Consider the following 26,476-nt stretch of genomic DNA (forward strand, 5'->3'; position numbering starts at 1 on the left):
CCTTGTTCGCACAATTGGATGTTAGATTTAATGACATGTTAACATTCGATTAATGCGCGAACAATAGATAACATAGCTAAAATTGGAGGCGTTTATTGTGCAGAAGCTCTAATAAGGTGACATAACTCCTCTTTACGAGCATGGAGGGCAGAAGTTTTTCGTCATATTACCTAACATGAATTATGGTTTCGAGTCAGCATTCCCTCCGTGCTTCTTCTTCACTAGAAGCCCCGCGAGCAGCAGAGAAGGCACCAGCAAGCAGAATGTCAGGTCAAACCATGGATAATATCGCTCCAGCAGGTAGCTGTATTCGGTTATGCTGGGCGTGCTTGTCACCGTGAAAACCATCATGATCATCGCCATCGGAATCGTCAGCATGACATTTTCCTTCAGCTTCAAGGGCTGCGCGATCCCCGCGACTGCCGCGTAATACAGCAGCAGCGTTTTGTAGAAAACCGTAATGATCCACATAAACGCGATGATCGCTTCCATCCTCTCCAGGAAGTTGCCGATGGTGAGCTTCTGCGCCAGCACGAACGTAGGATATAGCTTGGTCTCCATCAGGTTGGGACCCAGCACCATGACGCATAACAATACGACGATTGACAACAGCAAACCGCCGATGGCGAAGCTGGACAGGATCGGCTTCGTCAACCCGCGGCTGCCGGAGACGTGCGGCGCGAGCGCTAGCAGAACCACCATCTCCATGAAAGTGATCGAGATTGCCATAACGGAGCCGTTCAGGATCGGAAGCACCCCCTCGGATGCCACCGGCATTAGCCGATCCCCTTCCGCTTGCGGAAGCAGGAAAACGACCAGAAACGCGAATAGTACGAGGAAAGCGGGGAACAGCAGTTCTCCCATGCGGGCGAACACCTCCACGCCGTAGCGGAAAGCGAGAATGACGACGGCAAGGAACACGAAGATGATCGCGTTCACCGGCGTTTCCGTCATAAGCTGCGTCGTCATGAATTGACTCATCTCGCTAAGCAGCGACAAAGCGCACATGAAGAAATTAAACACAAGCAAGAGTCCGACGAAGCCCCCGCCCCATGGTCCCAGCACCTCGCGGGAAGCGGCGATCAGACTCTCCGACTGCCGGATCCGGTTCGCAATCAGCGCAAAAAAAACGCCGATCAGCATACCGACCGCATACGCGACGAGCATGGACAGCCAAGCATCCTGCCTGGCCGAAGACGCGGTGATTGTCGGCATGATCAAGATCGCGTCTCCGATCAAACCTAATATGATCAGGATTTGGAATTGCCTGACGGTTATTTTTTTGTTTGCGTATGGATTCATTAGCCTGCCCCTTCATAAGCGGCAATTAAAGTCATGCCGCCCAACCGAACATGATTTCCAGCAGCTTGAACGGATTCGGAAGCTTCGCTTCCAGCGTTAAGGCTCCGTAGAGTCCGGTACCGATCAGAAGAAAGCTTACGAACCAGACCATTTCTTTCACGCGCTTTCGTTTCAACAGACCCGGAGCCTCCAGCCAGAAGACCCCGCCCGCAATCGCAAGCACGCCGATTAAGGAAGCCATTCGTTCGCCCCTCCCGATTATTTCAATGTAGAATTCGACGTCGTTCCCGTCTTGCGGATGAACAGCTCGATATGGAACCCAACATCGAGGCTTGGGAAGTAATCGGTATTCCAGCTATCCTTCGCTTCTTTCCAGAAAGCGGGATGCTCCTTGCCGAATTGATTGCCAATGCCTAGTACGTCGGATTTCAGCCGCTTCGCTTTTTTGACTGCGGCTTCCGCGTTCGAGAGCATGACCGCGGCCGACTCCCTTTCCAGCCTCTCGATCGTGGCGGGGTCGGTCAGATCCACGTCGCTGCAAGGCCGGTCCACGATCGTCGCCTCCGTCCGGATATGAACCACGGCCGAAGGCTCGCCATTCTTAAGCTCGGTGCTGATCTTGGACTTCGAGGAGACGACCTCCACCCCCAGGTAACGGCCTTCGCCGCATGCCAGCTCGATGGAGGTGCTGTCCAGGTTATCGGTTATGTCCGAGTACCCTTTGCTCTCCTGCTCATTCATCCAACCCGCCAGACGGTCGCCCCTGAACAACGCAATGCCCTTATAACGGTAGCGCCTTGACGCCTTGAAGGTTTGCACGTTACGAGGAGTGTCGCCTATCGCCGGATCGCCGACCAATTGAATCCCCGTCAAAGCCAGCTCGTATCCCGGGCCGGAGAGACGGTCAAGCGCCTCGTCCATCGTCACCGAGACGGTGGGAGCCCATGATTTCTCGGACGTGCGCAGGGACTGCAGCATGCTGAAGGTCGGGAGCTTCTCTACCGGCGTGTACAAGTTCAGAATATCGCCCGCCCGCGCGCCTCTGGCTACAACCAGATTGAAATCAAGACGCAATTCGTTATCCCTCAGCACGTTGTCGATGAAGCGGTTCAGCCCCCTCTTGGCCAGTTCTTCGCTCACGACATAAAGCTGCAGATGGCCGAAATACATTTTGCGCGGCGCCTCGGCCGTCACAGCTCTTGCCGCTTCGAATACCGTCTTGCCCCTGCCCTGATAAAGCGTGCCGGGAGGACGCTCTCCTCCGCCTTTGTTCTGGGCCGATATCTCGCTCGGATTGACCACCTGGAACGAGACGAGATACTCCGAATCCTCCCAATCCACTCCTACGCCGAGCACGATTAGGAGGTCGTTGAGCTCTCTTCTGCTCCAGCAGCCCGACAATACCAGCATGCACAAAAGCACGAGGACCATTTTGCGTACGAACACGGCGTTTCCTCCTATCTGCGCCTGCGGATCCGGCTGCTGCCGCCGGATAAGGACGTGTTCGGCCGTTTGAAGGATAACCATCTCGGCATCCGAATTATCGTATCCTCCATCTCCGCCGCGTTGTAAGGAGCCAGCGGAGCCATAAAGGGTTCGCCGAACGAACGCAGCGAACAGAGATGCAGCAACAGCACGAACAAGCCGAGTATAATGCCGAACAAGCCGTAGGTGGCCGCGGCCGCCATGAAAGCGAAACGAAGAATCCGAACCGGTATCGACATGCTGTAAGACGGAAGCGTGAAGGTCGAGATGGCCGTAATGGATACGACGATGACCATCGCGGCCGAGACGATGCCCGCTTCTACGGCCGCTTGTCCGATGACAAGCGTTCCGACGACGGAGACGGCTTGCCCGATCGCCCGCGGCATGCGAAGGCCGGCTTCGCGCAATATTTCGAACGTAACCTCCATTACCAGCGCTTCGACGAAAGCGGGGAAAGGCACGCCTTCGCGTTGAGCGGCCAGACTGAAGAGCAGCGAGGCCGGCAGCATCTCGCGGTGAAACGTCGTAATCGCGATATATAACGAAGGAAAAAGAAGCGAGATGAACACGGTCCCGAAACGCAGCAAACGCAGCAAGCTGGCATAAATCGCGCGCTGGTAATAATCCTCCGCCGATTGAAAAAATACGGACAGCTCCGTTGGAACGACAAGGGCGTTCGGCGTGCCGTCCACCACGATCGCGACCTTGCCTTCGAGCAGCTGCGCGGCGACGGCGTCCGGAAGCTCGGAGTTGTAAACGGTCGGAAACAAGGAATATTTCGCATCCTCGATCAACTCCTCCAGATAGCCGCTATCCAGCACGCCGTCGATATCGATAGCCTGCAGACGAGTGCGCACATTAGTGATGACCGCGGGCTTGGCGAGGCCATTCACGTACATGATCGTCACCTGGGTCTTCGTCATCCGTCCGATTTCGATCGTTTCGAGCCAGAGACGGGGATCCTTGATCTTCCTTCTCAGAAGCGAAGTGTTGACGCGCAGCGTTTCCGTGAAGCTCTCCCTAGGACCTCGAACCGACGTCTGGTTCGTGGACTCGGTCACTTCGCGGCCCTTCCACTTCCGAATATCCGCGCGGTACGCAAAGCTGACTCCATCGATAAGAATAACCGCTTCGCCAGACAGCAAATTCCGGTATAGATCCCCTAATTGATGGACTCTTTCTATGGAACCGAGACCAACGAGCAGCTCTTTGGCCGCCTCCTCAAGATTCGGCTGAATGCCTATCCACTCCGGGTCATCCTCTCGGCTGACAAGAGAGGTTCCCAGCACGTCGAAAATATAAAGGTTAATGGCCGCGGAGTCCGATAAGCCGTCGATGTAGACGACAGCGGCCGCCGTATTGCCCGACTTCGGATGCCTTATCGGCCTGATCACGAGATCGTCGCTGTCTCCCATATCCCTCTTCAGCCTTGCCAGATTGACTTCCGCAGTCGAATGGATCGCGGCGGCCTCGAGTTCCTTCCAATACGGATCCTCATTCGAGCGAGGCTGAACGTTTGAGTTTCGGTGCATGAGCTTCGCCACTTTCTAAGATGGGATCTTCTTCTCCCCATTATGACCATCGGAATATGTCGATAAACCGAGCTTGCGATGGCTCACTCACGTATAGAGACCTGCCGTCATGGATGAAATCAACAAGCTTTCCGCTGCTCCATAATCAAGCCGACAACAAAAAAAACAGTCCGATAGCCGCCCTGCGACTATCGAGACTGTTTCTTTTTTGGTCATTTAGCTTTTAAGTTTCTATTAATAAGATGAACCACCCGATAAATCAGCCACACGGCCATCGACACCGCCATCATATCGAACACCGCGTTGAACAAGAACAAATGCTTGGCGATATCCGCCGCGCCGTCCCCCAGTATCGGAATGGCGAAGCTGAACGCCCCCGTTAGGCCGAACAGCACGAACAGCTCCACCGCCGTCCGCGACCGCATGTCCTTCCGCTTCGCCCACTCCCAGGCCGCCAAGGCGAAATACAGGACGAAGAACAACGCGATAAACCACAGCTCGCTTGGCACCTCGTGTTTCTTGAATTCGCTCCACCCGCTGTATTTGTACGTCAGCGCACCCGGCGGCTTGCCTTCCGCTTTCTCGAAATTGCCCAAGTAATACGGACGGATAATCATGCTGTATTTCGCGGCGTATTCCAGCTTGTCGATCAGACGACCCGGATGCTTCATATAGAACAGCAGCACATCGGCGTGCGAAATGCGGTCATAGAAATCCGCCTTGAGCGAAGGATCGTTCTGCTTGATCGCCGTATCCGCTTGAAAATAGTTCGTTCCCGCCAGCACCGACAGCCGCGCCGGCAATCCAAGCTCCTTCAAGTCGCCCTCCACGTCCGGCGAATCCTTCAAAATGCCGAAAAACACCGTTTGGTACGTGTTAATGTCTTTAAAGTCTTTGGGCGCAAGCGCATACGTCGCGACGGACAGAAGCAATGTCAGGGCCGACAAGCTCAGAGCCAGCCTGCGCCATGGCTTATCGTCCCTCAGCCACGCGTACCTCAGTCCGAGAAGCGCGAACCCGACGCCGACCGGCGCGTTTTGCGTCTTGGAGCCGATCAGGAACAGGGCAGCCGCAGAAAACAAAATCAACGCCCTCCGCGACGGTTTTTCTTGCATGGCTACATAAAGTCCAAGCGCCATCGTCAGCAGCAGAAACACCATGGAAACCGGCTCGCCGAATAACGAGTTAAAATACGCCAAATAACCGATATCAAAAAAGACGAACAATAACAGCAAGGCCAGCGCAATGGCGGCCGCAAGCGATCGAGTCCGGACGAGCTTGACCAGCACATAGCCGGCAGCGATCAAGATGACGGCATAAATCGCGCCCAGCACCCGAACATCGAACGCCTCTCCGTTGAGCAGATAACCGATGCTCCTCGCGACGACCACCAAGACGAGCTGCGTCGACGGATAGAACCCGCGGAAGAACGCATCGTAAGCAAACAGCGAATGCGCATATCGGAAGAAGCGGTCTTCATAAGGCTCCTCCTCATAATAATCCAGGCCGATCGACCCCATAATGCGCAGAAAATCGCCGTTATCCGCTACCCCGACGAACGTCCCCGCGAGCAGCAGCGATATGACGATTCCAGCCGCCGCAAGAAGAAATCCGTTTTCGACAGTCAACCATTTTTTCATTCTAACCTCTCCCAAATCATAAAGTAGCGCACTACTAATTTACCATAAAAAAGATAGATTGCCACATCGAGGGCAATCATGCTAGCATTTATCCGTATCGTTGCTCCTATTAATTCCATATGAGATGGGGAGGATTCGACCATTGAATAGCTATATTGGCGTAGAGATCGACGCAGAACGGCTGACCATGCTGGCGGACGGGCCGGACGACCTGATCGTGCGCACCGCCGCTACAGGCAGAGAGTGCGAGCTGCAGCACATTGTATATGAGGTTGAACATTTTGTCGCCGACCTTCCATACGTTCCTAGCGGAATCGGCATCGGCATGCCCGGGCTCGTCGTTGGCACCGATAAAGTCGAGCTCAGTCACGTCATCCCCGCTTTGAGCGGCGCGACGGCCGACCTGTTCGCGAAGCGGACGGGACTTCCCGTCGCTTTCATTAACGACGCGAAGGCGTCAACGCTGGCCGAGGCCGCGCATTATCCGGATCGCGACACGATCGCCGTCGTTATGATCGACACGTTCATCGCCTCTGGCGTCGTCGTCCGCGGCGACCTTCTTCTCGGCGCCAAAGGCTGGAGCGGAGAATTCGGCTACATGATCATGACGACCGCGGACGGACAGCCCAAGCCGCTGGATCTGCTAGCAAGCGGATACGCGATCGCGCATCAATCCGGATTGGACGCGGCATCGATCTCGCAAAAGCTTGCGGACGGCGACGCGCAATTGTCCGCCATAGTCCGGGAAGCAGGCGCTTACCTCGGGTATGCGCTGGCCAATCTTCTCCATCTGTATAACCCGGACGCCCTCGTCATCGGCGGCAGCACCGCACGGTTGCCCGGCTACATGGAGGAAGCGATCAATAAGCTGGAGGCGCACGCGCTTCCGGAACTATTCAAATGCTGCTCGATCGCATCCCCGAAGTCGAGCCAATACGTAACAGCGTTCGGTGCGAGAGAATGGATTCGCAAGCTTATCTCCTCCCCTGACAAGGCTTAATAGACAACGAAAGGCCATCCCGACCGGATGGCCTTTCTCTATTTTTTCAAAAATTCAATTCTGATTTCGCGCGAGACCGAAACCTTCTACCTTCTACCTTCTCGCCGCGATCTCCCCTTGCAGCAGCATGATTATTTCCTCAATCACCATCTGCCCCAGGCCCTCTCCTCCGCGCTTCCGCACGGCTGCCGTTCCGTCCGCCTTCTCGCGTTCGCCAAGCACGAGAATATAAGGCGACCTCTCCAGCTGCGCCTGGCGGAGCTTGTAGCCCAGCTTCTCGCTCCTCACGTCCGCCTCCGCCCGTATCCCGGCTTCGGCAAGCCGCCCTCTCACCTCAAGCGCGTATTCCGCGCAATGATCGGACACCGGCAGAAGCTTCGCCTGCACAGGCGAGAGCCATAACGGGAAGGCACCGGCGTAATGCTCCGTCAGAATGCCCATGAACCGATCTATGGAACCGAAGATCGCGCGGTGGATGACGACCGGCCGATGCTTCCGATTGTCTTCACCGATGTAGGACAGGTCGAATTTCTCCGGCATTTGGAAATCGAGCTGAACCGTACCGCACTGCCAGCTCCTCTTCAGCGCGTCGAGGATATGGAAGTCGATCTTCGGCCCGTAGAACGCCCCGTCGCCAGGATTCAGCTGATACGCGATCCCCCGCTTCTCGAGCACGTTCCGGAGCGCGTCCTCCGCTTGATCCCACAGCTCCGGTGAGCCCATGCAATCGTCCGGCCTCGTCGACAGCTCGACCTTGTATGCGAAGCCGAATACGGCGTACATGCGATCAATCACTTCAATCGCTCCGCCAATCTCTTCTTCAATTTGGTCCGGCCTTACGAAGAGATGCGCGTCATCCTGACAGAACGTGCGGACCCGCATCATGCCGCCTAGCGCGCCTGAGTATTCATGCCGGTGCACCTGCCCGAATTCGGACAATCGGATCGGCAATTCCCGGTACGAGTGCCGCGCGCTTTTGAAAATCATCATATGCCCCGGACAGTTCATAGGCTTCAGCGCGTAAGTCGCGGCGTCCACCTTCGAGAAGTACATATTGTCCTTGTAATGATCCCAGTGCCCCGACTGCTCCCATACCCGGCTGTTCATCATGACCGGCGTCCGTACTTCGTCATAACCAAGCGCCCTCTGCACGTCCCGCGAGTAGTTCTCCAGCTCCGTCCGGATGATCATTCCTTTCGGCAGGTAGAACGGCATGCCCGGCGCCTCCTCGGAGAACCAGAACAAATCGAGCTCGGCTCCCAGCTTCCGGTGATCCCGTTTCTTCGCCTCCTCCAGCATGCGGAGATGCTCCTCGAGCAGCGATTCCTTCGGGAACGCCGTGCCGTAGATCCGCTGCAGCATCTGGTTCTCCGAATTCCCCCGCCAATAGGCTCCCGCGACGTTAAGCAATTTGAAGGCTTTGACCCGCCCCGTGGACGGAAGATGCGGTCCCCGGCATAGATCGACGAATTCACCTTGCTCGTAGACCGATATTTCCTCGCCCTCCGGCAATTCGCGAATAAGCTCCAGCTTCAGCGGTTCTTCCAAATCCTCGAACAGTCGAATCGCTTCCTCACGGCTTACCGCTCTCCGCACGATCGGCAAATCCTCCCGCACGATTGCCCGCATCATGTCTTCGATTCGGACGAGCTCCTCCGAGGACAGCGGCTTCCCGAGATCGACATCGTAATAAAAGCCGTCTTCGATGACGGGACCGATGCCGAGCTTCACCGCTTGGCCGCCGTACAACCGTCTGAGCGCTTGCGCCATCAGATGCGCCGCGCTGTGGCGCATGATCTCGAGCCCTTCCTCGCTGTCCGTCGTGAGGATTTCCACCTCGCAATCACGCTCGATCGGCCAATTGAGATCGACCAGTTTTCCGTCCATTTTACCCGCGATCGCCTTCTTCTTCAGCCCCGCATGGATCGACTCCGCGATTTGCGCGATTGTCGTCCCCTTCGCATACTCCCTTATTCTTCCGTCCGACAGCTTCACTTGAATCCCCACGACATAAACCTCCTCAAATGGTTATAACTGAACGCAAAAAAACGCATCGTTCCACAAAGGGACGAGTGCGTTCAGCTCGTGGTTCCACCCTCATTCGATTCGCCGGCCGTCTGCAGCAGGCGGACAAATCCTTTCGGCATCCGTTAACGGGGATAAGGCGGCGCCTGTTACTACCGGGACACGGAATCCGCGGCTTCACGGGCGCAGCTGCGAAGGGGTAACGCCTTGCCGGTCGCTGGAGAGGCTTACAGCCTGGACCTCTCTCTCTGAACAGCCCTGACAAGGAATCATGTCTTCGGTCAATGCTCGCGTATCGAATTTTCAATCATTATATGCGGCGTTCCATTTGCTGTCAACTGGGGGAATGCCGCTTACCATTAACGCCGTCAATGGTTTATCGCGTGAACGTCGACATCGACATGGAGCGACATGGCGGGAAATGAACCTCCTAGCCGAGCCTGCCTGTCTTGGCGCTCTCGTCAAGCGTAGACGTGCCTGGCACGCTTATTTGCTCCGACCCACCCTGTCCAGCTCATTTAGACGTGCCTGGCACGCTTATTCGCCCGGCATCGCCCTGACTATCTCATTTAGACGTGCCTGACACCGTTATTTACTCCGAAACACCCTGTCCAGCTCATTTAGACGTGCCTGGCACACTTATTCGCTCGGCACCGCCCTGTCCTTCTCATTTAGACGTGCCTGGCACGCTTATTCGCCCCGCACCGCCCTGTCCTTCTCATTTAGACGTGCCTGGCACGTTTATTTGCTTCGAACCACCTTGTCCAGCTCATTTAGACGTGCCTGGCACACTTATTTACTCCGAACCACCCAAAGCGCAGCCTTACAAACCCGCAGCCGCCTCTGCAAGCAGCGATTCAAGCAGCTCCGCGTCCAAAGCCTGCCCCTGCTTCAGCTTGATCGTCTTCCGCTCCGGCGGACCGTCGAACAGACCCTCCGGCAAAGACAACTCGGCCGTATTAAAAATGGTAAAGCTCACCGCGTCCTTCGACGTCGAAATGACGGCAGCGTATTTGCCATTCCTCAGAAAATGCGGCTTCTTGTACTGCAAACGCTCCGTCGCGTCCGGCAAGGCACGATGCACCAAGTCCCTCAATTCCCGGCACAGCTCCGATTGCCAAGGCTCCTTGACATTAGCGATAAAATCAACGACTTCCTGATTCATAGTTTTACCCCTCTCCTATTGTTCAGCATGCTCATCTGATCCCGCAGCTCGGCTTCCATCGCCGATGCGCTTCTATCCTCCACCTGCGCGGCGTGGTTGCGAATCACCCGTATTTCGACTTCCAATCCACCGCCGCCCGCAAATCGCCCCAGCCCAACGACCCGCTCGAGCACTTCCTCGATCGAATCCGCTTCTACGACCATAACCTCCGTCAGCATACGACCTTCGTCGAACGGTCCTGCCTCCACGGTACAACCTTCTCCCGCAGGCTTGCACGATACCCGCAAGCCGGCCGAGCTCGGCATCAGCCGATCGGCGGCGATCAGCGCGTCATCCCTCGACAGCAGCTCATGGAAACGATCCATCTCCGAGTCCTGAACGAGCAACGGCAGCCCTGCCTCCGTTTCCCTTGTCGCCATCAACATAATCATAAATCGCATGCTTTGCCTCTCCCTTCATCCGTCCAGATCCAAGTCCCGCATCTGCGGTCTCTACTCTTACGACGAACGAATACGGAGCCAATCGACAGCGGCGCACGATATTTTATTCGGGGTCTTCGCACTCGGCCGCGCGCCGCAGCAGCAGCTCTCTCTCCCGCTCGTTGCGCGTCAAGGAAGCCGCGCGCCTGAATGCCTCAGCCGCCTCTCCCCTTCTGTCCAGCTTGAACAGCAAATCGCCGCGAACGCTTGGAAGCAGGTGATACTCCTTCAGCGCTTTCACGCCTTCGAGCTCATCCACCAGCTGAAGGCCGTATGCCGGACCGAACGCCATCGAGATGGCGACCGCCCTATTCAGTTCGACAATGGGCGACGGCATAACTCTCGACAACGCCTCATAAAGCGCGGCAATACGCGCCCAATCGGTGTCGGCAGCTTCAATGGCCTGCGCATGGCAAGCAGCAATAGAAGCCTGAAGCGCGTAGGGTCCGAGCGGCCGCCCAAGCCCCCTAGCCCGCTCAATGGCGGCGAGACCGCGCCGAATGAGAAGCTGGTCCCATAACGCGCGATTCTGCTCCATGAGCAGAATCGGTTCGCCTTGCCCGTTTTGTCTCGCTTTGAACCGGGATGCTTGAATTTCCATCAGCGCGACCAACCCGTGAACCTCCGGCTCGGATGACGCTAGCTCCGCCAGCATCCGGCCTAGCCGCAGCGCTTCCTGGCATAGAAGCGGACGGAACCACTGCCCCCCGGAAGAAGCTGTGTATCCTTCGTTGAACATGAGATAAATGACTTCCAGCACCGTCACAAGCCGCTCCTGAGGCTCCCGCCCCGTCGGTGCCTCGATAGCCGCGCGCGCCTCTCTCAGCGTCTTCTTCGCCCGCACGATCCGCTGGGCGATCGTGGATTCCGCCGTCAGAAAGGCGCGGGCGATCTCCTCCGTCGTTAATCCTCCCAGCAGTCTCAGGGTCAGCGCGACGCGCGCTTCCTGGGACAATGCGGGATGGCAGGTCGCGAAGATCAGACGCAGAAGATCGTCGCCGATCTCCCCGTCTAATTTCGCGTCTACGTCCTCTTCGGTATATAAGTCGCTTATCCGGCCAAGCTCCTCGTATTTACGGTCCCGCGTCTTCTCTCTGCGCAGGAGATCGATCGCCCGGCGTTTGGCCGTCGTCATCAGCCACGCGCCCGGATTGTCCGGAATGCCAGTCTCCGGCCACTTCTCCAGAGCGATAACGAGCGCATCCTGCGCCAGGTCTTCCGCAAGACCGACGTCCCGAACCATGCGCGTTAATCCGGCAATAAGCTTAGGAGACTCGATCCGCCATATCGCGTCAATCGTACGCCCGGCTGATGAACGGCTCACTGGCGTTTAGCCCTGTCCAGCTCCTCCTGGAGCGAAATCAATCTGGACCTCGCATCATCGTCCTGCGTCAATTCGAATGGTTCGATCACTTGACGCAGCTCGATCTGCCCTTCGCCGTTGCCATGCGGATCTGGCATCCGAAGCGCCCATTCTATCGCTTCCTCCCTCGACTTCACCTCGATCAGCGTGTAGCCGGCGATGATTTCCTTCGTCTCCGCGAATGGCCCGTCTACTACCTTCGGTTTGCCGCCGGGCTCCGGATACGAGATGCGAATGCCGCCCGCGCTGCTATGAAGACCATCCGCCGCCAGCAGCACGCCCGCCTTCGCCAATTCCTCGTTATAACGCTGCATCGCTTCCAACAGCTCATGGCTTGGCATAACCCCCGCTTCCGAATCCTTTGTCGCTTTCACGATCATCATAAATTTCATTCTTAAATCCTCCTCGGGAACAATTAGTTTAAGGCTTCTCATGTCGCCTACACCTTTACGACGATTCAAACTCGGCTAAATCGACAGTCGTTATAAACTAGTATATAGCAATTTTTGAGAGGAAAGGTATGCCTTACCGTCGACAATCGCAGATTTGCCATTTATTCCCCGGGAAATGTCGAAGTCATGAGCGTCCATTCTACAAAAGGCCTTCAAGGCTTAGCCTCCGAATCTTTCACCATCCACACATGACACGTTAACTAACACCAAAAATGAATTTCCGCAAAAATATTAATCTTCTTTTACATTTCAGACTCATATATTGACGAATAGTTAATGATGTGAGATATTGTTACATATAAATTGTACATTATATACAATCGTTTGTGTGAAACACACAGCGTTCGGCGTATAAAAGATGCCATGGAGGTTGTCCTCATGAAAAAAATCGAAGCGATTCTAAGACCGCAGAAGCTTCACGATACGATTAAAGCGCTGCACGGGATCGGCGTAACGGCTTTTACGGTCAATCAAGTCGTGGGCCGAGGCATGCAGAAGGACCGAAGCGGCATATACCGCGGCCGCAACTTCACGATGAGCCTGCACCCGAAAGTGAAAATGGAGATCGTCATCTCCGACTTCATGGTCGAGCGAACCGTGCAGGCGATCATCTCGGCCGCCCAGACCGGCGAGGCCGGCGACGGCAAAATTTTTATCACGTCGGTCGAGCAAGCCTACAACATTCGGACGGGCGTCATCGACGAGTCGATCGACGAGCTTCGCCCGATTAAGGAAGAGGGGTAGACGGTCATGGTAGAAGCGATTCATTTAAATACGATATGGGTCGTCCTCGCGGCGGCCATGGTTCTCTTCATGGAAGGCGGGTTCAGCTTGCTGGAGGCCGGACTCGTCCGCACCAAAAACGCGGTGAACGTCACCATGAAAATTTTTGTCGACTTGACCATCGGCGCGCTCGCATTCTGGGCGGTCGGCTTCGGCTTCATGTTCGGAGACGACGCAGGCGGCTTCATCGGAACCTCGTTGTTCGGCTCTCCGGAGAAGATTCAGCTTGCCATCGAGCTCCCTCCCGCCGCTTATGTCCTGTTCCAGCTCGGCTTCGCGATTGCATGCATCTCGATCGTGTCCGGCGCGGTTGCGGAACGGATGAATTTTAAAGCCTATGTACTTATCGCGGCCTTCCTTACCTTGTTTCTGTATCCGGTGTCGGGCCACTGGGTATGGAACGCGGATGGCTGGCTGGCTCAGCTTGGGATGAAGGATTTCGCGGGCTCCGCGGTCATCCACTTGCTCGGAGGGTCGGCGGCGCTTGCCATCGCATGGATCCTCGGCCCGCGCAAAGGCCGGTACACCGACGGCAGCGTTAACGTATTCGCGCCGTCCAATATTCCGCTCGCATCCGCCGGCGTGTTCGTGTTATGGTTCGGCTGGTTCGGCTTCAACGCGGGCAGCACGCTGAACGCGGGCGACGGCATGCTCTCCTCCATCGCGCTCAATACGATGCTTGCCGCCGCGGCCGGCGGAGCCGCCTCCATGCTGTTCACGATGTTCAAGTTCGGCAAGACGGATCCGAGCATGGTAATGAACGGCGCCTTATCCGGACTCGTCGCCATAACGGCGGGCTGCGCTTACGTCAATCAATGGCAGTCCGTTCTTATCGGCGCGGCGGCGGGACTCATCGTCATCGGAGCGACGCTGTTCATTGACCGCCTGAAGATCGACGATCCGGTCGGCGCGGTCGCCGTGCATGGCTTTAACGGAGCGTTCGGCACCCTAGCGGTTGGTTTATTCGACTCGCAAGGCGGCTTGTTCACGGGAGGCGGAGCTGCCCTTCTCGGCACGCAAGCGCTTGGCGTCCTGGTCATCCTGGTGTGGGGCTTCGCGGGCGGCATCGGCATTGCCTATCTCGCGAAAGCGACGGTCGGCCTTCGCGCCTCGACGGAAGAAGAGGAGGAAGGACTCGACATGGCTTACCATGGAATCCCGGCATACAACGAGCTCGACCGGTTCTCCGAAACAGCCAAAGCGATGTACGATTTCGAAGCGACGACAGGCGTTACGATCAAGCAAGCCGAGCCGATCGCGGCTATCAAGCTGAGTAAATAACCCTTAAGGGATTCTTCGGACTTTTCGGTCCGAGAATCCTTTTTTTTCGCCCCCTGCCCGAAGCTTGTATCCGCCTAGTCCCACTGCTATCATATTAATGACGAATGCCCGGAACACTTTCAGGAGGGAAACACATGGAGGCTTTTGCCGATTATTTAGATCGTATCGATAACCCGGATCATCGCGAGCGGATGGAAGAAGTGTTTGGCCGCGTGGCCGAAAGATTTCCAAATCTAGTACCAAAAATAGCGTGGAATCAGCCCATGTTCACCGATCATGACACCTTCATTATCGGCTTCAGCATGGCCAAGAAGCATATGGCCGTCGCCCCCGAGAAAGCAGGAATCGAGCGGTTCTCCGACGCAATCGTTCAGGCCGGCTATGATCACACGAAGGAGCTGGTGCGCATTCCTTGGAATCGTCCGGTTGATTTCGCTTTGCTTGAGCAAATGATCGAGTTTAATATTCAGGACAAGGCCGACTGTACGACTTTTTGGCGGAAATAGTAGCAGCTTCATTCACAGCTTCCGTTCCGCCTCCGCGAGCCCCTACATATAATGGCCCTGGAGGTGAATGACTTGCTGCAAATGCCATGGTATGCGAAAGCAACAGGACTTGTCGGGCAGCCCGTCGGCCTCTCGCTAATGAACGGGCAAGGCGTAACCGGCGTATTGTGCAGTCTGAGCGGCGGACACGTCGTGCTGCAGGAATATCTGTACCAGAGCCAGTTCGCCGCCAAACAGTATCCGTTCCAATCCGTACGGGATATTAACGGTTTCCCGGGCTGCGCAATGCCGGGTCCTCTTTACTAATCGACCCTATCTCAAAAAAGAAAGGCTGCCCATCGCGCGATGGGCAGCCTGTTTGATAGATTGAAATTAAAGCTCCGCTGTATGCCGCAGCTTGCGGCCCAGTGCTTGGAACGCTTGCTGAAGCGCGTTCTGCGGCACTTCCGCATAACGGTCGCCGATGCTTACTTCGTAGTAGCAGCCTCCGCCCTCACGTTCCCTGATGGACGAAGCGAATCCGACACCCGTCTCCCGCGTCGCCTCCAGGATTGCCGCTTCCAATTGCTCCTTGTCCAGATCAGAGTGGACATGGAACATATTCGACACGGGCACCCGCGGTATCGTCTTTAACGCATGGCAGCCATTATAATAAGCGGCCAGCTCCTTGGCCTCCTCGTAGTAACGCCCCATTAGCGGCAGGCGTTTCTCCATATAATAATCGGCCGCCAGGATGTAAGGATACAAGCTGATCAAATCGCCGCCATGGCGCCTCTTCCAAATCTTCGACTGCTCCGCGAAGCCAACGTCCCCGGCTAGAATCGCTCCCGCCACGCCGCCGATTCCTTTATAGACCGAAATATATACGCTGTCAAATAACGCGCAAACCTCTTGCGCCGTCTTCCCGTAATAAGGAAGCACCTCGAACAACCGGGCGCCGTCCAGATGAAGCTTGATTCCCCGTTCGCGGCAAAACGCCGACATCGCCTCCAGCTCCGCGTATTCGGGCAGCTGTCCGCCAATTTCCCGCTGCGGCAGCTCCAGCAGCACGCAGGCCGGCGTCTCCTCCATCTCGCGCAGATCCTGCAGAAGGACAGGACGGGTCCGGTCGGCAAGCAAAGTCGGCTCCAAATGATGCAGCTCCTTCAAGCCGTCCTGCTCGTGTATTTCCAAATGGCTTGTCGGATGGTAGGCGACCTTCTTACTGCCTTGGTCATCGCTCCAAATTCTTAAAGCGATCTGCTGCGCCATCGTTCCGCTCGGGAAAAACACCGCCGCTTCTTTGCCCAGGATGTCCGCCATTTTAACCTGAAAGCTCTCGATGACCTTGCCCGATCCGTACATATCGCTGTCCAGCTCGCCCTCGTATTGCTCAAGCGCTTCCTTCAGCACCTGAACGTTCCTCTTGCCATGACCGAGCAGCGGATAGGCAGCCTTCGCGTATATTTCCGATAATGAACCATTAGTCATGATGCGTATTCCTTCTTTCACGTGATGTATGGTTAATGGTAGCAATGTTTAACGCCGTGCGCAAACGATACGATCCACGGTATATACAATTAGAATTCCTGCCGCATACCGGATCAGATCGACGGCAAGAAATCCGTGTCCGAGGATGAGGGAGCCGGGAAGAGTCCCTCTCCACGCTTCGATCCACTCCGCTTTGTATAGCTGGCTAAATTCGATGGCAGCGCAGAACAGCAAGCTCGCGGCGAATGCGATCGTCGTTGTCTTGTTAGCGGTCAAAACTCTTATCCCGCAATAGATCATCGCCGCCCAAAGCGCATCCCCGAAATGGGAGGCGACGAACGCCGGCAAGCGGTCTGCCCATACCCGGGATGCCAGACCCGCAATCAACACGACGAGTGTCGCTCCGGCGTAGAAAAGTCTGTCTCGGAGCAGGCGATTCATCTGCCGCTCTCCAGAAGCTCTTGCAGGAACGGCTCGGCATTGTCTTCCGTCAGCTCGTACGTAATATGCTCGATCGTTCCGTCCGCCCGGACGAAATAATTGGTCGGTATCGAAGTGATGTCGTATATCCCTGAAACTTCACCATCCAAATCGAATAAAACGGGCATTTGCACGTCGTACTCTTCTATAAAATCCATCGCATCTTCCATCGTGTCGCTCGTCGTCACGTTGACGGAGATGATCTCGATCTCGTCTTTGTATTCCTCGTAGATTCGGTTCAGATCATCGGCTTCATCCTGGCAGCCCGGGCACCATGACGTCCAGAAATTAATAAGCTTTGGCTTACCCGACGCAATGGAGACATCCATAGGCTCCCCAAACTGATCCTCCAGCGTGAAATCCGTCATTTCGCCCCCGTAAACCGTATTAACCTGTTCAAGCACTTCGGGGGTTTCCCGACCCTCCACGAATTGAAAGACGATCCAAGCCGTAGCGCCTAACCATGCCACAACCAATAACCCGGACACCGTATAAAGCAGCTTCATTTTCATGCTCTCATCCTGCCTTCGAAATCGTAAATGCGGTAATCCCCGTTGCCCGAAGAAAGCTTCAGAATGTTGCCGTCCGCCGGCAGCCCTTCGAAATAAGCGCCGATCGCCCCCGTCGTGCAGCGGTGACCGGCTATCAGAATGTTCGCTTCCTCGCCTGCGAGCTTCTTCTCCAGCTCCTGCATGAACGAAAACACGCGCCCCATAAATCGCTGAATATCCTCTACGCCTGGGTAGACGTTAGGATCCGGAATAGCTCCGGCTAACCGGACCACGCTCCGATGTAGGCCGTCCGCCTCTCCCAAGTCAAAGACGTCTAACCGGCCGTCAATGACCGCCTTCGCTCCCGTTGCCAACTCGGCCGTCTGAACGGCCCTTGCCTGCGGCGACGAATACACGTAATCAAATGCGACGGCACCCAGCCTCTCGCGCAAGGCCTCCGCCTGCCGCTGGCCTTCTTCGTTAAGCTCCAGCCCTTTTCTCCCCTGAAGCCTGCCCTCTCTGTTCCAATCGGTCTGTCCGTGACGCACGACGTAGATCAAGCCTATTCCTCCTCCGAAACTATCAGACACCTCCTAATAGTATAGAAGAAACTTCGATTTAAACCAATTGTTCCCTTGAAGAAAATCTCCGCGGAACCGACAATGCTCATGGGGGCTGAATGACGCCCTGCTACGATAAGCGAATGCTTCCGATGCGGTTTTGCTCTACTACGTTACACGAAACGAAAGGAGTGATGATGTTTGAATCACGTTACACATACAAAAAAGTCCGCGAGAGGCTGCCGAAGTTAAGCTTGTTCGGCCTCTCAGATGGACATGGGAGGCATACAGCCAATGATGAATTTAGTCAACATGGTTCGGGGAATGGCGCAGGATGAGCCAGCGCGTCTGCTCCTGCAGCGCTGGGAGCATGACGAAGGCACACTGACGCTCTGGCGCGCCAGCAGCAATTTCGTGTATCGGTTCGAAGCTTCGGGCAAAGGGCGCTACTTGCGTTTTGTTCACGAGAAGGATAATACGCTTGAAAACGTTGCAGCCGAGCTGGAGTACGTCCGGTATCTGATCGATGCGGGTTATCCGGCCGCGGCGCCCGTACGCTCCATGAGGGGCGGCTGCATCGAGACGGCGGAAACGGCGCACGGCCGTTATTACGGAGTTGTATTCGAAGAAGCCGAAGGTCGAAGCCTCCCGCTTGAGGAGATGTCCGATGAGCACCTGCTCCGCTGGGGAGAAGCCTTGGCTAAGCTGCACCAGCTTTCCGAGGCGTACGAACCGTGCGAAGCCGTGCGCGGAAGCTGGCGGGATGCGCTGGATTTGGCCGCTGCATCATTGGAGCACAGTCCGCAGGATCGTCTTCTGCTGCTTGAGCTGGAGCGGCTCCTGTCGGAATTATCCGAGCTGGCCGCGGGTCCCGATGCGTTCGGTGTCATCCATTACGACTTTCAGCCGGATAACGTCTTCTATGACGATCACCTCATGCGGTTCACCATCATCGATTTCGATGATGCGATCGTCCACTGGCATGCGATGGATATCGCTTCGGCGGCAGCCGATTTGCTGGATGAAGTCGATGCCGTTTCAGCGAGAAAGCTGGAGCGGTTCCTAACGGGTTATCGCTCCGTTCGGCCGCTCGACAGCCGCTGCGAGGAGCTGCTTCCCGTATTCCGCAGGTTTGCGAATTTCTATACCCTGGCTAGGCTGCTTCGAAGCTTGGATAGCTTCGAGGCCGATACCGCGCCGGAGTGGGCGGCTACGCTATACGATAAGCTTAGGAAAGCATGCGATCGCATACGTACGCGCCTTCGGCCGGCGGTAGAGCTGCGCCCCGTCGATGCGGGCAACTGGTATGCCTGTACCCAGATTGAAGTAACGGAGGAGCAGAAAAACATATTCCCTGTTCCTCTCGTTTATTGGCTTGCGGAGTCCGCTTATTGCGGAATGACGCCTCTTGCCATCTATGCGGCGAGTCGGCTGGTCGGCCTTGCCGTCTATGCGGCGGATCCCGACGACGGGAGCTACTGGGTTATGGCCTTTGTCATCGACCGCCGGTATCAGAGCCTGGGATTGGGCCGCGCGGCCATGGAGGAGCTGCTCCGCCATATGAAGGAGAAGCACGGCTGCGATCGCATTCGTCTCGGCCATAGACCCGAGAACGAACGCGCCGCCCGGCTCTATGCGTCTCTAGACTTTCGGGAGATCGAACGTAACGACCGGGAGATTGTGAGGGAGCTTAGTTAGGCCGTGATGAATGAAACAGGCCAAAGCGGAATGGCGGTGCCTGGGATCGACTGGATCCCCGCACCGCCATTTTCATTCGATTTACGATTCGATTAAACCGGACTTTTCGAGCAATCGCTCAAGCATAACGAAAGCCTCGGCTCTCGTGACGGGATCGCGCGGCGCGAGTCTCGATTCGCTTCTGCCTTTCGCGATGCCCTCCTCTAGGCTGAAAGCCACACCAGGCTGCGCCCATTCCGACACGTCTCCGCCGTCGAGGAACGCTCCGAGAAGATCGTCCACGGCCTCGTCCGACTGCGCCTGCTTCAAGCCTGTTAATTCCGCCGCTTTCGCCAGGATGCTCATCGCTTGCTCGCGCGTAATCGCATCCGACGGACGGAACGTTCCGTCGCCGAAGCCTCCGATGAGACCATACGACGCTGCCGTCACCACGTCCGCCTCATACCACGCGCCTGCAATCACGTCATGGAATTCGAATTCGCCGTTACCGGCAATCCGCTTTAGGCCAAGCGCTCTTACAACCAAGGCCGCGAACTCGGAGCGCCGGATGTCCCGGTCGGGCCGGAACAAGCCCTCGTCCGTACCTTCCGCAACGAAACGGGCGGCCATTGCCGTCACGGAGTCCTCCGACCAATGCCCGACGACGTCAGGGAAGCTGTCCGCGCCTCCTTGTACGATCACATAGAGACTATTGCTTAAGCTGGCCAGCTCGATGTAATCGCGGCCGTTCTTCGAAACGGACTTCGCCGGCACATAGCGGATCGAGCCATCCGGCTCCAACACCGCTCCCGCAAAAACCCGGTCCGGATCGGCGCCATCCGGCAAGGCGATTCGTCTTGCCACGAATACGCCGAATGTCTCGACGAGAGTCGTCTTTCCGTCTTGGACGACCTCGACATGGAAGGACATAGGCCCTCCGGCTATCCGGAAGCCATGACGATCCTCCGCTTCCCTGGCGAGCAGCAATTGTGGTTCCGTCGGCTTCGCGATGACGATTCTGACGGTCGGAGGAAGCTGTCCGTCCCCTTCATTGAAGGCCGACTGAACCAGCGCCCCAAGCGGCAAAGCGTATGACGCTTCTCCCGTCGCCAGCTCCAGAACTGCATTATTTTTGATCAGATTTGCAAGAAGCTTACTGCCGATTTCCCCGATAACGGTATCAGGCGCACCTTCTTCGACAGCGGGAACCGTAATGGAGATGAACGCTTGCCCGGAAAGCTTGCCGTTAAGCGCCTCCCCGTCCAGCTTGACCGTCGTCGTGCGGCGCCCTTCTTCGATCCTCGTCTCGAGCTTGCCGGTCGTCGCGGCCTTGCCGTTCACGTAGATCACGGCATCCTTCGGAGAATTGCCGGATCCGGTATTCACGCCATTACCAGGCCCTGCTCCCGGACCAGGACCGGGTTCGCCTGGCTGCCCGGGTCCCGTGCCGGGATCCTCCTGCCATAGCTCCTCCAGAATCGGCGCCAGCTTCGCCGCGATCTTGGCATGCCCCGCCCGCGAAGGATGAAGACTGTCATAGTAGTCGGCAGACGGGTAAGAATCCAGCCATCCCGTCGTATCCACGTATTGCACAGCGTCGTCTCCCGCCTCGATCCGCTCTTGCACCGCCGCTTCCGTTGCCTCCGCGAGGAAGCCCCCTAGCGTTCTCATGACGAGGATGTCGGCATTCGGATGCCGCTCTCGTATGTCTGCCAGGAAGGTCGCATAGGTACTCCGGAATGCCTCCTCGGTTACCTCGAACTTATCGTCGTTCGTGCCGATATTGATGACGATCGCGTCAGGCGCATATCGCGCGAAGTCCCATTCTGGCGATGCCGCGTCGTCGCCCGTGCCCAGCTTAAAATATTGTTCGCTCATACCGAGCGAATTCGGCGCGTAACAAGCAACGCCCGTCTGCAGGCAGATGCCCGTGTACGCGATCTGCGTATGGTCGACGCCAAGCCGCTCGGCCGTCAGCCGCGCATAAGAATCAAGGACCACGTCCGGCATCCTGTAGCCGACGGTAATCGAGTCGCCGACGAATTCGACAAGCCGCTCTTTCGGCTCCGCCGGCAAAACCGTTTTCCCTTCCTCTACCAGCAGACCTTGGAACGCCACGCGGTCCGTGATGTCCTTGGCCACGATCGTAAGCTCATGCGTTCCGTCTTCAAGCGGAGTGCGCGTCAAGTTAATCGTACCGCTCGCATTATCGTAGAACGTATACGCTCCATCGTCGATTTTCACGAAAAGATCCGCTGCGCCTCCGAGAACGAGACGGGCTTTCGTTCCCGTGAAGCCGGCTCGAATCGAAGCCCCCGGCCAATGGCTCATGTAGGTGTCCGAAGTCGCCGCGTCCCAACGTCCGACATATTGTATGGCGGCATGCGTCGGTTCGATGAATGTCATGCCCGCTCCCGGCGCCGTCACGGTTATCTTCGCCGTCGCGCTCCGTTCGCCGCTTTGCGACGTCGCTGTAATATAAGCTGTCCCCGTGCCCGCGGCGGTTACGAGACCGCTCCCGTCTACGGAAGCGATGCCCGGGTTCGTAGAGGACCAAATGACGGCTTTGTTCGTCGCGTTATCGGGCAATACGACGGCTTCGATCGCCACGGCTTCTCCTAGCTCGAGGACATGCTCATCGCCGCTTAACCCGATGCTGTCGACGAATATCTCCGGACCGTACACCTCCATCTCCCACAAGGAATAGCCGTATTGGGTAGCCCGCGCGGTTCCATACATCCGAACGTACCTGGCTTCCGTCGGCGCGAACGTTATTTCCTCCAGGCCTCCCTTGCCTGTCGTCGTCGAATATACGTCGCTCCATTCCGCCTGATCGCCGGCAGGGCCGGGATCCTCGTCCGTCACCTGAATTTGATAGCTTCTGCCGTACGCCGCCTCCCAAATGAGATGGACCCGATCGATCGTCTTCACTTCTCCGAGGTCGACATAGATCCAGCCCGGATCGACGGCCCGCTTCGTCCCCGAACGCGTCGTCAGCTTGCCGTCGAACGCATACGGCGCCGTATTCTCGGCCGCGTCGTTCGATGAGATGACGGCCGGACGCAGCAGCGCCAAGTTCGTCCATTTGCGGGGCTCCGGTTCCTGCGTAGGCAGGATCGTGACGCCGCCGTAATATTCCTTGCTCAAGAAATTCATCGCGTGAAGCGTGGTCGCTGGCTGCGAGCTGCCCGGCATCCGGACATTCTCGAAGGTCAGGTCCGTAATCGGCGCTCCCGGCGCGCCTTTCAGCTTGCTGAAGCTTTCGCCGACGTCGCGAACCGTAATGTCCTTCACCGTAACGCCCGTAACGGGGCCGACGCCATTGCCGCCGCTGTCGACCGTGAACATCGTCATCCAGGCGCTGTTGTCTTCGTTTTTGCCGCTGATATCCTCGACGTCGATATTCTCGAAGGTGACGTCGCGAACTTCGCCGGTGCCGTATTTGTGATGAATGGCGAAGCCGACCGCCGCCTTGTACACAACCGCGTCCCTGAAAGTGATGTCGGACTGGTTCTGCATGACGCCTTGCCCGATCTTATAGCCGTAGCACATCGTCCACGAGATCGCATCCTCGAACAACACGCTGTCGACGGGCTCCGGATTGCCCGGCCAAGGTACAACGCCCGAGGCGATGTCGGTATCCTCCTTCCACGCTTTCGTGGAATACGGGTCGTCAAGCGCGATCCCGATCGAGTTGCGAACGACCGCGTTTTGCGATTCCACGATGTCGATGCCGTCGTTTTCGCCCATGCCGAGGCTGTTGAACATCTTCAGGTTGGTGAAGAGCAGGTCGTTCGAGCGAACCGGCATGACCGCCCACGCCGCTGACTCCCGAATAATAATGCCGTCCATGGCAAAATGCTCGGTCGCGATCGGCACGACGAGATTGTTGATCATCCCCCGGCCGTTCGCGCTCTTGTCGTCATGAAGCAGCCGCCCGTTGCCGTCGATGGTGCCTCTTCCGAAAATGCGTATATTGGCGGAATCGAATTCGGTCGATATCCACCAGGTTGCGGGCCGGCCCATGGAATCCTTGAACCAATGCTCTTGGTAGTCCGCCGTTCTTCCCGTGCCGACGAATGTTGCTCCCGGCTCCATGTAGAGAGCCGTGTTGCTTCTCAGCACCAGGTTGCCGATGTAATAGGTGCCGCGCGGGACGTACACAATGCCTTGTGCCCCGCCTCCCTGCTCCGTACCGTACTGACTGGCTTCGTCGATAGCTTGCTGAATCGCTGACGTTCGCGCCGCGACGTCCGCATTGCCTCCCGCCGGAGTCACGGAATAGGGCTCCTCGGCGATGTTGAATACGCCGGTGCCCGTAGACGCAGGGACATCCGTCTCCATAGGATCCGCCGCGATGACGATTCTCGTCTTGCGGTTGTTCATCATGACGATCAAGTATTCGTCGCTCTCCGTCGTGAAGGTGATCGTTCTCCCTTCCACCTTGGAGGCCGTCAGGCCAAGCTTCTTGGGACTGATGGCATATTCATGCACCTTGTCCGTATTCAGAATCGTGAGCTCGTACGTGATCGGCCCCTCCGATGCGGAGAAATGCGCGTAATCGTAATCCGCATAAGCCTGAATAACCGGAATCGTCACGCCATTCGCCTTAAGCGTGTAGTTCACCGACGCCGCGTAACGCTCCGATGGCGCATACCCGAATATCGTTGCCGGCGTCCCCCCGTCCGACGATGCCATTGAAGGCGCCGGCGCCCCGATCGCCGCAGCGAGCATGACGATAGCCAGCAGCCATGCGAGCGGTTTCTTCATCCTTATCATCCGTTCCTCTCCCCTTCCGCGTTATAAAGTTGAAAGCACTTTCATACGGGAACATTATAGGATAGCGGGAGGCGCGGCATAATGCTGCAAAACGTATCAAAGGGGCAACTATCCGCATAAGGTGCCGAAATGAGGCGTTCGACCGGTCTTCCGGCTCCGCAAGGCGGAGTTGAAGAAGCCTCCGCCCCCGCATCGCAAGCGGGTTAGGAGGCTTCTATTTTGTTATTTTGCTTTTGGCTGCCGGGCGCTTGTTATTCGTTTTCCTGCTCCCATGCGGTAAGTACTCTAAGCAACCGTCCTGCCATCTCATCCCCCTTTTCGGAAATTCCTCCTCCAAAAAAGAACCGGCCGCGCCCGTTGCCGATCAAGACTTTCCAGCGGCATGACGCCGTCAATTCAAAATGATGTAATCCTGCAGCAAATTCAAGCCGGCCCGCACCTGAAATCGTCATTGATGCAATTGCGGCTAGGCCCCTTAATCCGGAGTCCTGCCCACCAAAAATGAAGCAGACGTAGAATTGCTCGTTTTTTTGAGGTATTACATCGCTTTATGGAATGCTGAAGAATCCTCCAATGTTTTGACCCAAGCTGAAAACACGACGGGAGGTTTCCGTTTTAAGCTGCCATGCATTTTTCGGTTGTTGTAGAAGTCCATGTATCGATCGAGCTCATCATACGCTTCTTCAAACGTCTTGAAAGCTCTCTTGCTGAACAGATCGCGTTCCAATATGCTGTGGAACGACTCGATGTATGCATTCATATTAGGCGTTCTTGGGGGGATACGCTCGTGGACAACGTTGAGACTTTCGCTCATATCTCCAAACAGCTTACTGACGAATTGAGGGCCGTTATCCGTACGAATAACAGGCATCTCATCACCTGCACTTAGACGGCTCTGTAGTGCATAACAAAGCGTCTGAACGGCATGTTTAGCTTCACAAGATGCTCCTCTGTACTGCTTAACAACGACGCGATCAAATACGTCAATGATGCTGAGCACATAGAAGAATCGCTCTAGCCCACTGACGTAGCCATACTTAATATCCATTTGTCACAATTGGTTGGAGCCCGTAACGACACGGTTCCTCGGAAGTCTGCGCGGATGCGCCTGAACCCGCTGACGGGGCTTTTGAAGAATACCCAACTCGTCACATAGTCGGTATGCTTTCTTTTTGTCCAATCGCACGTTGTGCTTGTCACGTATGCATTGCGCGAGTAGCTTGTAGCCGTAAACATGCTCCTCGCCTTCAATGAGCTCCAACAACCATTCATTGATCTGTTCGTCGTATACGCGTTCACCCTCAAACGTATGAGAGTATCCAGGCACAGGACGGCCACGCCGGCTTTCTGTAGGGCATTCAGGCGGTAAAGACGCCTCTCTGTTCTTTCGGTCATAATAGGTGGATTCAGAGATGCCTAGGATGCGCAGAACCACTGCCACTGCTTCTCCCCGCTTAATAAATGGATCTGCTACTTCAAGTTTTTCAGATAAGCGGGGTCTTTCTTTTTTAGTAGCTCTCTGAGAATCTCAATTTCGAGTTCTTTCTCACCGAGTACTTTAACGGCTTTTTCATACCGTTGCTCAACCTCTTGCAGTCGTTGCATTTCCTGCAAGTGTTCGTCAGCAAGCGGAATCTCTTCCACTGGAATGGAGTCTCGGTGATCTCTTACCCATGTACGGATGGTTTCAGGATGGATGTCATACATGCGGGCAAGCGCCCCCACCTTTATCCCAGCCAGTGCTTCTTTAACTATTTTAAGCTGCGTTTCTTTGCTCAGCCTTTTCCCCACGTTGGATCACTCCCTTGTCCTAAGTTTAAATTATTGGGTGGGAGGACTCCAGTTTAATTAGGGGGCCTAGGAGATTGTGCAGGATTTTCAAGCTCTATGGCGCTCCAAGCGACTTTGAGCAGAAAAATACTGCAGATTAGCATGATTTACAAGCAAGAAGCGGATATTGCCGAAAAAATGATGTACGGATGCATCATTCGTTCCCTTCTCCCTCC

General features: G+C 56.2%; 23 protein-coding genes. 6 read left to right on the forward strand and 17 right to left on the reverse strand.

All coding sequences use genetic code 11. The features are described 5' to 3' along the window. Positions 1 to 180: 180 nt before the first annotated feature. The 5 genes from NQZ67_RS18685 to wsfD form a co-directional block, all read right to left on the reverse strand. Positions 181 to 1,302: a GerAB/ArcD/ProY family transporter gene (locus NQZ67_RS18685; protein ID WP_257448882.1), complete on the reverse strand. Its 1,122-nt coding sequence runs from the start codon at positions 1,300 to 1,302 to the stop codon at positions 181 to 183. A 31-nt stretch (positions 1,303 to 1,333) separates the two neighbouring features. Further along, a complete protein-coding gene (locus tag NQZ67_RS18690) occupies positions 1,334 to 1,543 on the reverse strand; it encodes a hypothetical protein (protein ID WP_257448884.1) in 210 nt (69 codons plus the stop codon). A gap of 17 nt (positions 1,544 to 1,560) precedes the next feature. Continuing rightward, on the reverse strand, positions 1,561 to 2,748 hold the full coding sequence (locus NQZ67_RS18695) for a Ger(x)C family spore germination protein (protein ID WP_257448886.1): 1,188 nt from the start codon (positions 2,746 to 2,748) through the stop codon (positions 1,561 to 1,563). Positions 2,749 to 2,759: 11 nt separating this feature from the next. Next, entirely contained in the window at positions 2,760 to 4,319 is a 1,560-nt protein-coding gene (locus tag NQZ67_RS18700) for a spore germination protein (RefSeq protein WP_257448888.1), read from the reverse strand. A 212-nt stretch (positions 4,320 to 4,531) separates the two neighbouring features. Next, positions 4,532 to 5,959, reverse strand: coding sequence for a glycan biosynthesis hexose transferase WsfD (gene wsfD / locus NQZ67_RS18705; protein ID WP_257448890.1), 1,428 nt, complete (start codon positions 5,957 to 5,959; stop codon positions 4,532 to 4,534). A 142-nt stretch (positions 5,960 to 6,101) separates the two neighbouring features. Between wsfD and NQZ67_RS18710 the strand changes: the two genes are divergently transcribed. Beyond that, positions 6,102 to 6,959, forward strand: a complete 858-nt coding sequence (locus NQZ67_RS18710) for an ROK family protein (protein ID WP_257448893.1) — start codon at positions 6,102 to 6,104, stop codon at positions 6,957 to 6,959. A 93-nt stretch (positions 6,960 to 7,052) separates the two neighbouring features. On the opposite strand, the gene thrS is transcribed toward NQZ67_RS18710, so the two are convergent. From thrS to NQZ67_RS18735, 5 genes are all read right to left on the reverse strand, one after another. Beyond that, on the reverse strand, positions 7,053 to 8,966 hold the full coding sequence (thrS, locus tag NQZ67_RS18715) for a threonine--tRNA ligase (protein WP_257448894.1): 1,914 nt from the start codon (positions 8,964 to 8,966) through the stop codon (positions 7,053 to 7,055). 841 nt (positions 8,967 to 9,807) lie between these two features. After that, positions 9,808 to 10,149 (reverse strand): DUF1801 domain-containing protein, encoded by a 342-nt coding sequence (locus tag NQZ67_RS18720; RefSeq protein ID WP_257448896.1) that lies wholly within the window; start codon positions 10,147 to 10,149, stop codon positions 9,808 to 9,810. Continuing rightward, on the reverse strand, positions 10,146 to 10,589 hold the full coding sequence (locus NQZ67_RS18725; RefSeq protein ID WP_257448898.1) for a YciI family protein: 444 nt from the start codon (positions 10,587 to 10,589) through the stop codon (positions 10,146 to 10,148). Before NQZ67_RS18725 ends, NQZ67_RS18720 begins: the two co-directional genes overlap by 4 nt. A gap of 103 nt (positions 10,590 to 10,692) precedes the next feature. Beyond that, complete coding sequence (locus NQZ67_RS18730; protein WP_257448900.1) at positions 10,693 to 11,952, reverse strand: RNA polymerase sigma factor; 1,260 nt, start codon at positions 11,950 to 11,952, stop codon at positions 10,693 to 10,695. Continuing rightward, complete coding sequence (locus tag NQZ67_RS18735) at positions 11,949 to 12,383, reverse strand: YciI family protein (protein WP_257448901.1); 435 nt, start codon at positions 12,381 to 12,383, stop codon at positions 11,949 to 11,951. The genes NQZ67_RS18730 and NQZ67_RS18735 overlap by 4 nt, the downstream gene beginning before the upstream one ends. Positions 12,384 to 12,821: 438 nt before the next feature. Here NQZ67_RS18735 and NQZ67_RS18740 point away from each other — a divergent pair, with 438 nt between their 5' ends. The 4 genes from NQZ67_RS18740 (at position 12,822) to NQZ67_RS18755 (ending at position 15,319) form a co-directional block, all read left to right on the forward strand. Further along, on the forward strand, positions 12,822 to 13,187 hold the full coding sequence (locus NQZ67_RS18740) for a P-II family nitrogen regulator (RefSeq protein ID WP_257448902.1): 366 nt from the start codon (positions 12,822 to 12,824) through the stop codon (positions 13,185 to 13,187). Positions 13,188 to 13,193: 6 nt separating this feature from the next. Next, entirely contained in the window at positions 13,194 to 14,507 is a 1,314-nt protein-coding gene (locus NQZ67_RS18745; RefSeq protein WP_257448904.1) for an ammonium transporter, read from the forward strand. A 134-nt stretch (positions 14,508 to 14,641) separates the two neighbouring features. Further along, on the forward strand, positions 14,642 to 15,013 hold the full coding sequence (locus NQZ67_RS18750; RefSeq protein ID WP_257448906.1) for an iron chaperone: 372 nt from the start codon (positions 14,642 to 14,644) through the stop codon (positions 15,011 to 15,013). An 81-nt stretch (positions 15,014 to 15,094) separates the two neighbouring features. Then, positions 15,095 to 15,319, forward strand: a complete 225-nt coding sequence (locus tag NQZ67_RS18755) for a hypothetical protein (protein ID WP_257449154.1) — start codon at positions 15,095 to 15,097, stop codon at positions 15,317 to 15,319. 66 nt (positions 15,320 to 15,385) lie between these two features. Here the strand turns inward: NQZ67_RS18755 and NQZ67_RS18760 are convergent, their stop codons facing one another. From NQZ67_RS18760 to NQZ67_RS18775, 4 genes are read right to left on the reverse strand one after another with little or no spacing between them, the layout of a single operon-like run. Then, on the reverse strand, positions 15,386 to 16,483 hold the full coding sequence (locus NQZ67_RS18760) for a threonine aldolase family protein (protein ID WP_257448908.1): 1,098 nt from the start codon (positions 16,481 to 16,483) through the stop codon (positions 15,386 to 15,388). 48 nt (positions 16,484 to 16,531) lie between these two features. Continuing rightward, positions 16,532 to 16,924, reverse strand: a complete 393-nt coding sequence (locus NQZ67_RS18765; protein ID WP_257448910.1) for a ribosomal maturation YjgA family protein — start codon at positions 16,922 to 16,924, stop codon at positions 16,532 to 16,534. Continuing rightward, positions 16,921 to 17,475: a TlpA family protein disulfide reductase gene (locus tag NQZ67_RS18770; protein WP_257448912.1), complete on the reverse strand. Its 555-nt coding sequence runs from the start codon at positions 17,473 to 17,475 to the stop codon at positions 16,921 to 16,923. Before NQZ67_RS18770 ends, NQZ67_RS18765 begins: the two co-directional genes overlap by 4 nt. Next, a complete protein-coding gene (locus NQZ67_RS18775) occupies positions 17,472 to 18,014 on the reverse strand; it encodes a histidine phosphatase family protein (RefSeq protein ID WP_257448914.1) in 543 nt (180 codons plus the stop codon). The genes NQZ67_RS18770 and NQZ67_RS18775 overlap by 4 nt, the downstream gene beginning before the upstream one ends. A 294-nt stretch (positions 18,015 to 18,308) precedes the next feature. Between NQZ67_RS18775 and NQZ67_RS18780 the strand changes: the two genes are divergently transcribed. Then, positions 18,309 to 19,712, forward strand: a complete 1,404-nt coding sequence (locus tag NQZ67_RS18780; protein ID WP_257448916.1) for a GNAT family N-acetyltransferase — start codon at positions 18,309 to 18,311, stop codon at positions 19,710 to 19,712. 81 nt (positions 19,713 to 19,793) lie between these two features. On the opposite strand, the gene NQZ67_RS18785 is transcribed toward NQZ67_RS18780, so the two are convergent. The 3 genes from NQZ67_RS18785 to NQZ67_RS18795 form a co-directional block, all read right to left on the reverse strand. Further along, complete coding sequence (locus tag NQZ67_RS18785) at positions 19,794 to 24,470, reverse strand: S-layer homology domain-containing protein (protein WP_257448918.1); 4,677 nt, start codon at positions 24,468 to 24,470, stop codon at positions 19,794 to 19,796. A 538-nt stretch (positions 24,471 to 25,008) separates the two neighbouring features. Next, positions 25,009 to 25,518, reverse strand: a complete 510-nt coding sequence (locus tag NQZ67_RS18790) for an integrase core domain-containing protein (RefSeq protein ID WP_257448920.1) — start codon at positions 25,516 to 25,518, stop codon at positions 25,009 to 25,011. Between the two features lie 422 nt (positions 25,519 to 25,940). Further along, a complete protein-coding gene (locus tag NQZ67_RS18795; protein WP_257448922.1) occupies positions 25,941 to 26,261 on the reverse strand; it encodes a transposase in 321 nt (106 codons plus the stop codon). Positions 26,262 to 26,476: the final 215 nt, after the last annotated feature.

Source organism: Paenibacillus soyae, assembly GCF_024623455.1.
Classification (GTDB): domain Bacteria; phylum Bacillota; class Bacilli; order Paenibacillales; family Paenibacillaceae; genus Pristimantibacillus; species Pristimantibacillus soyae.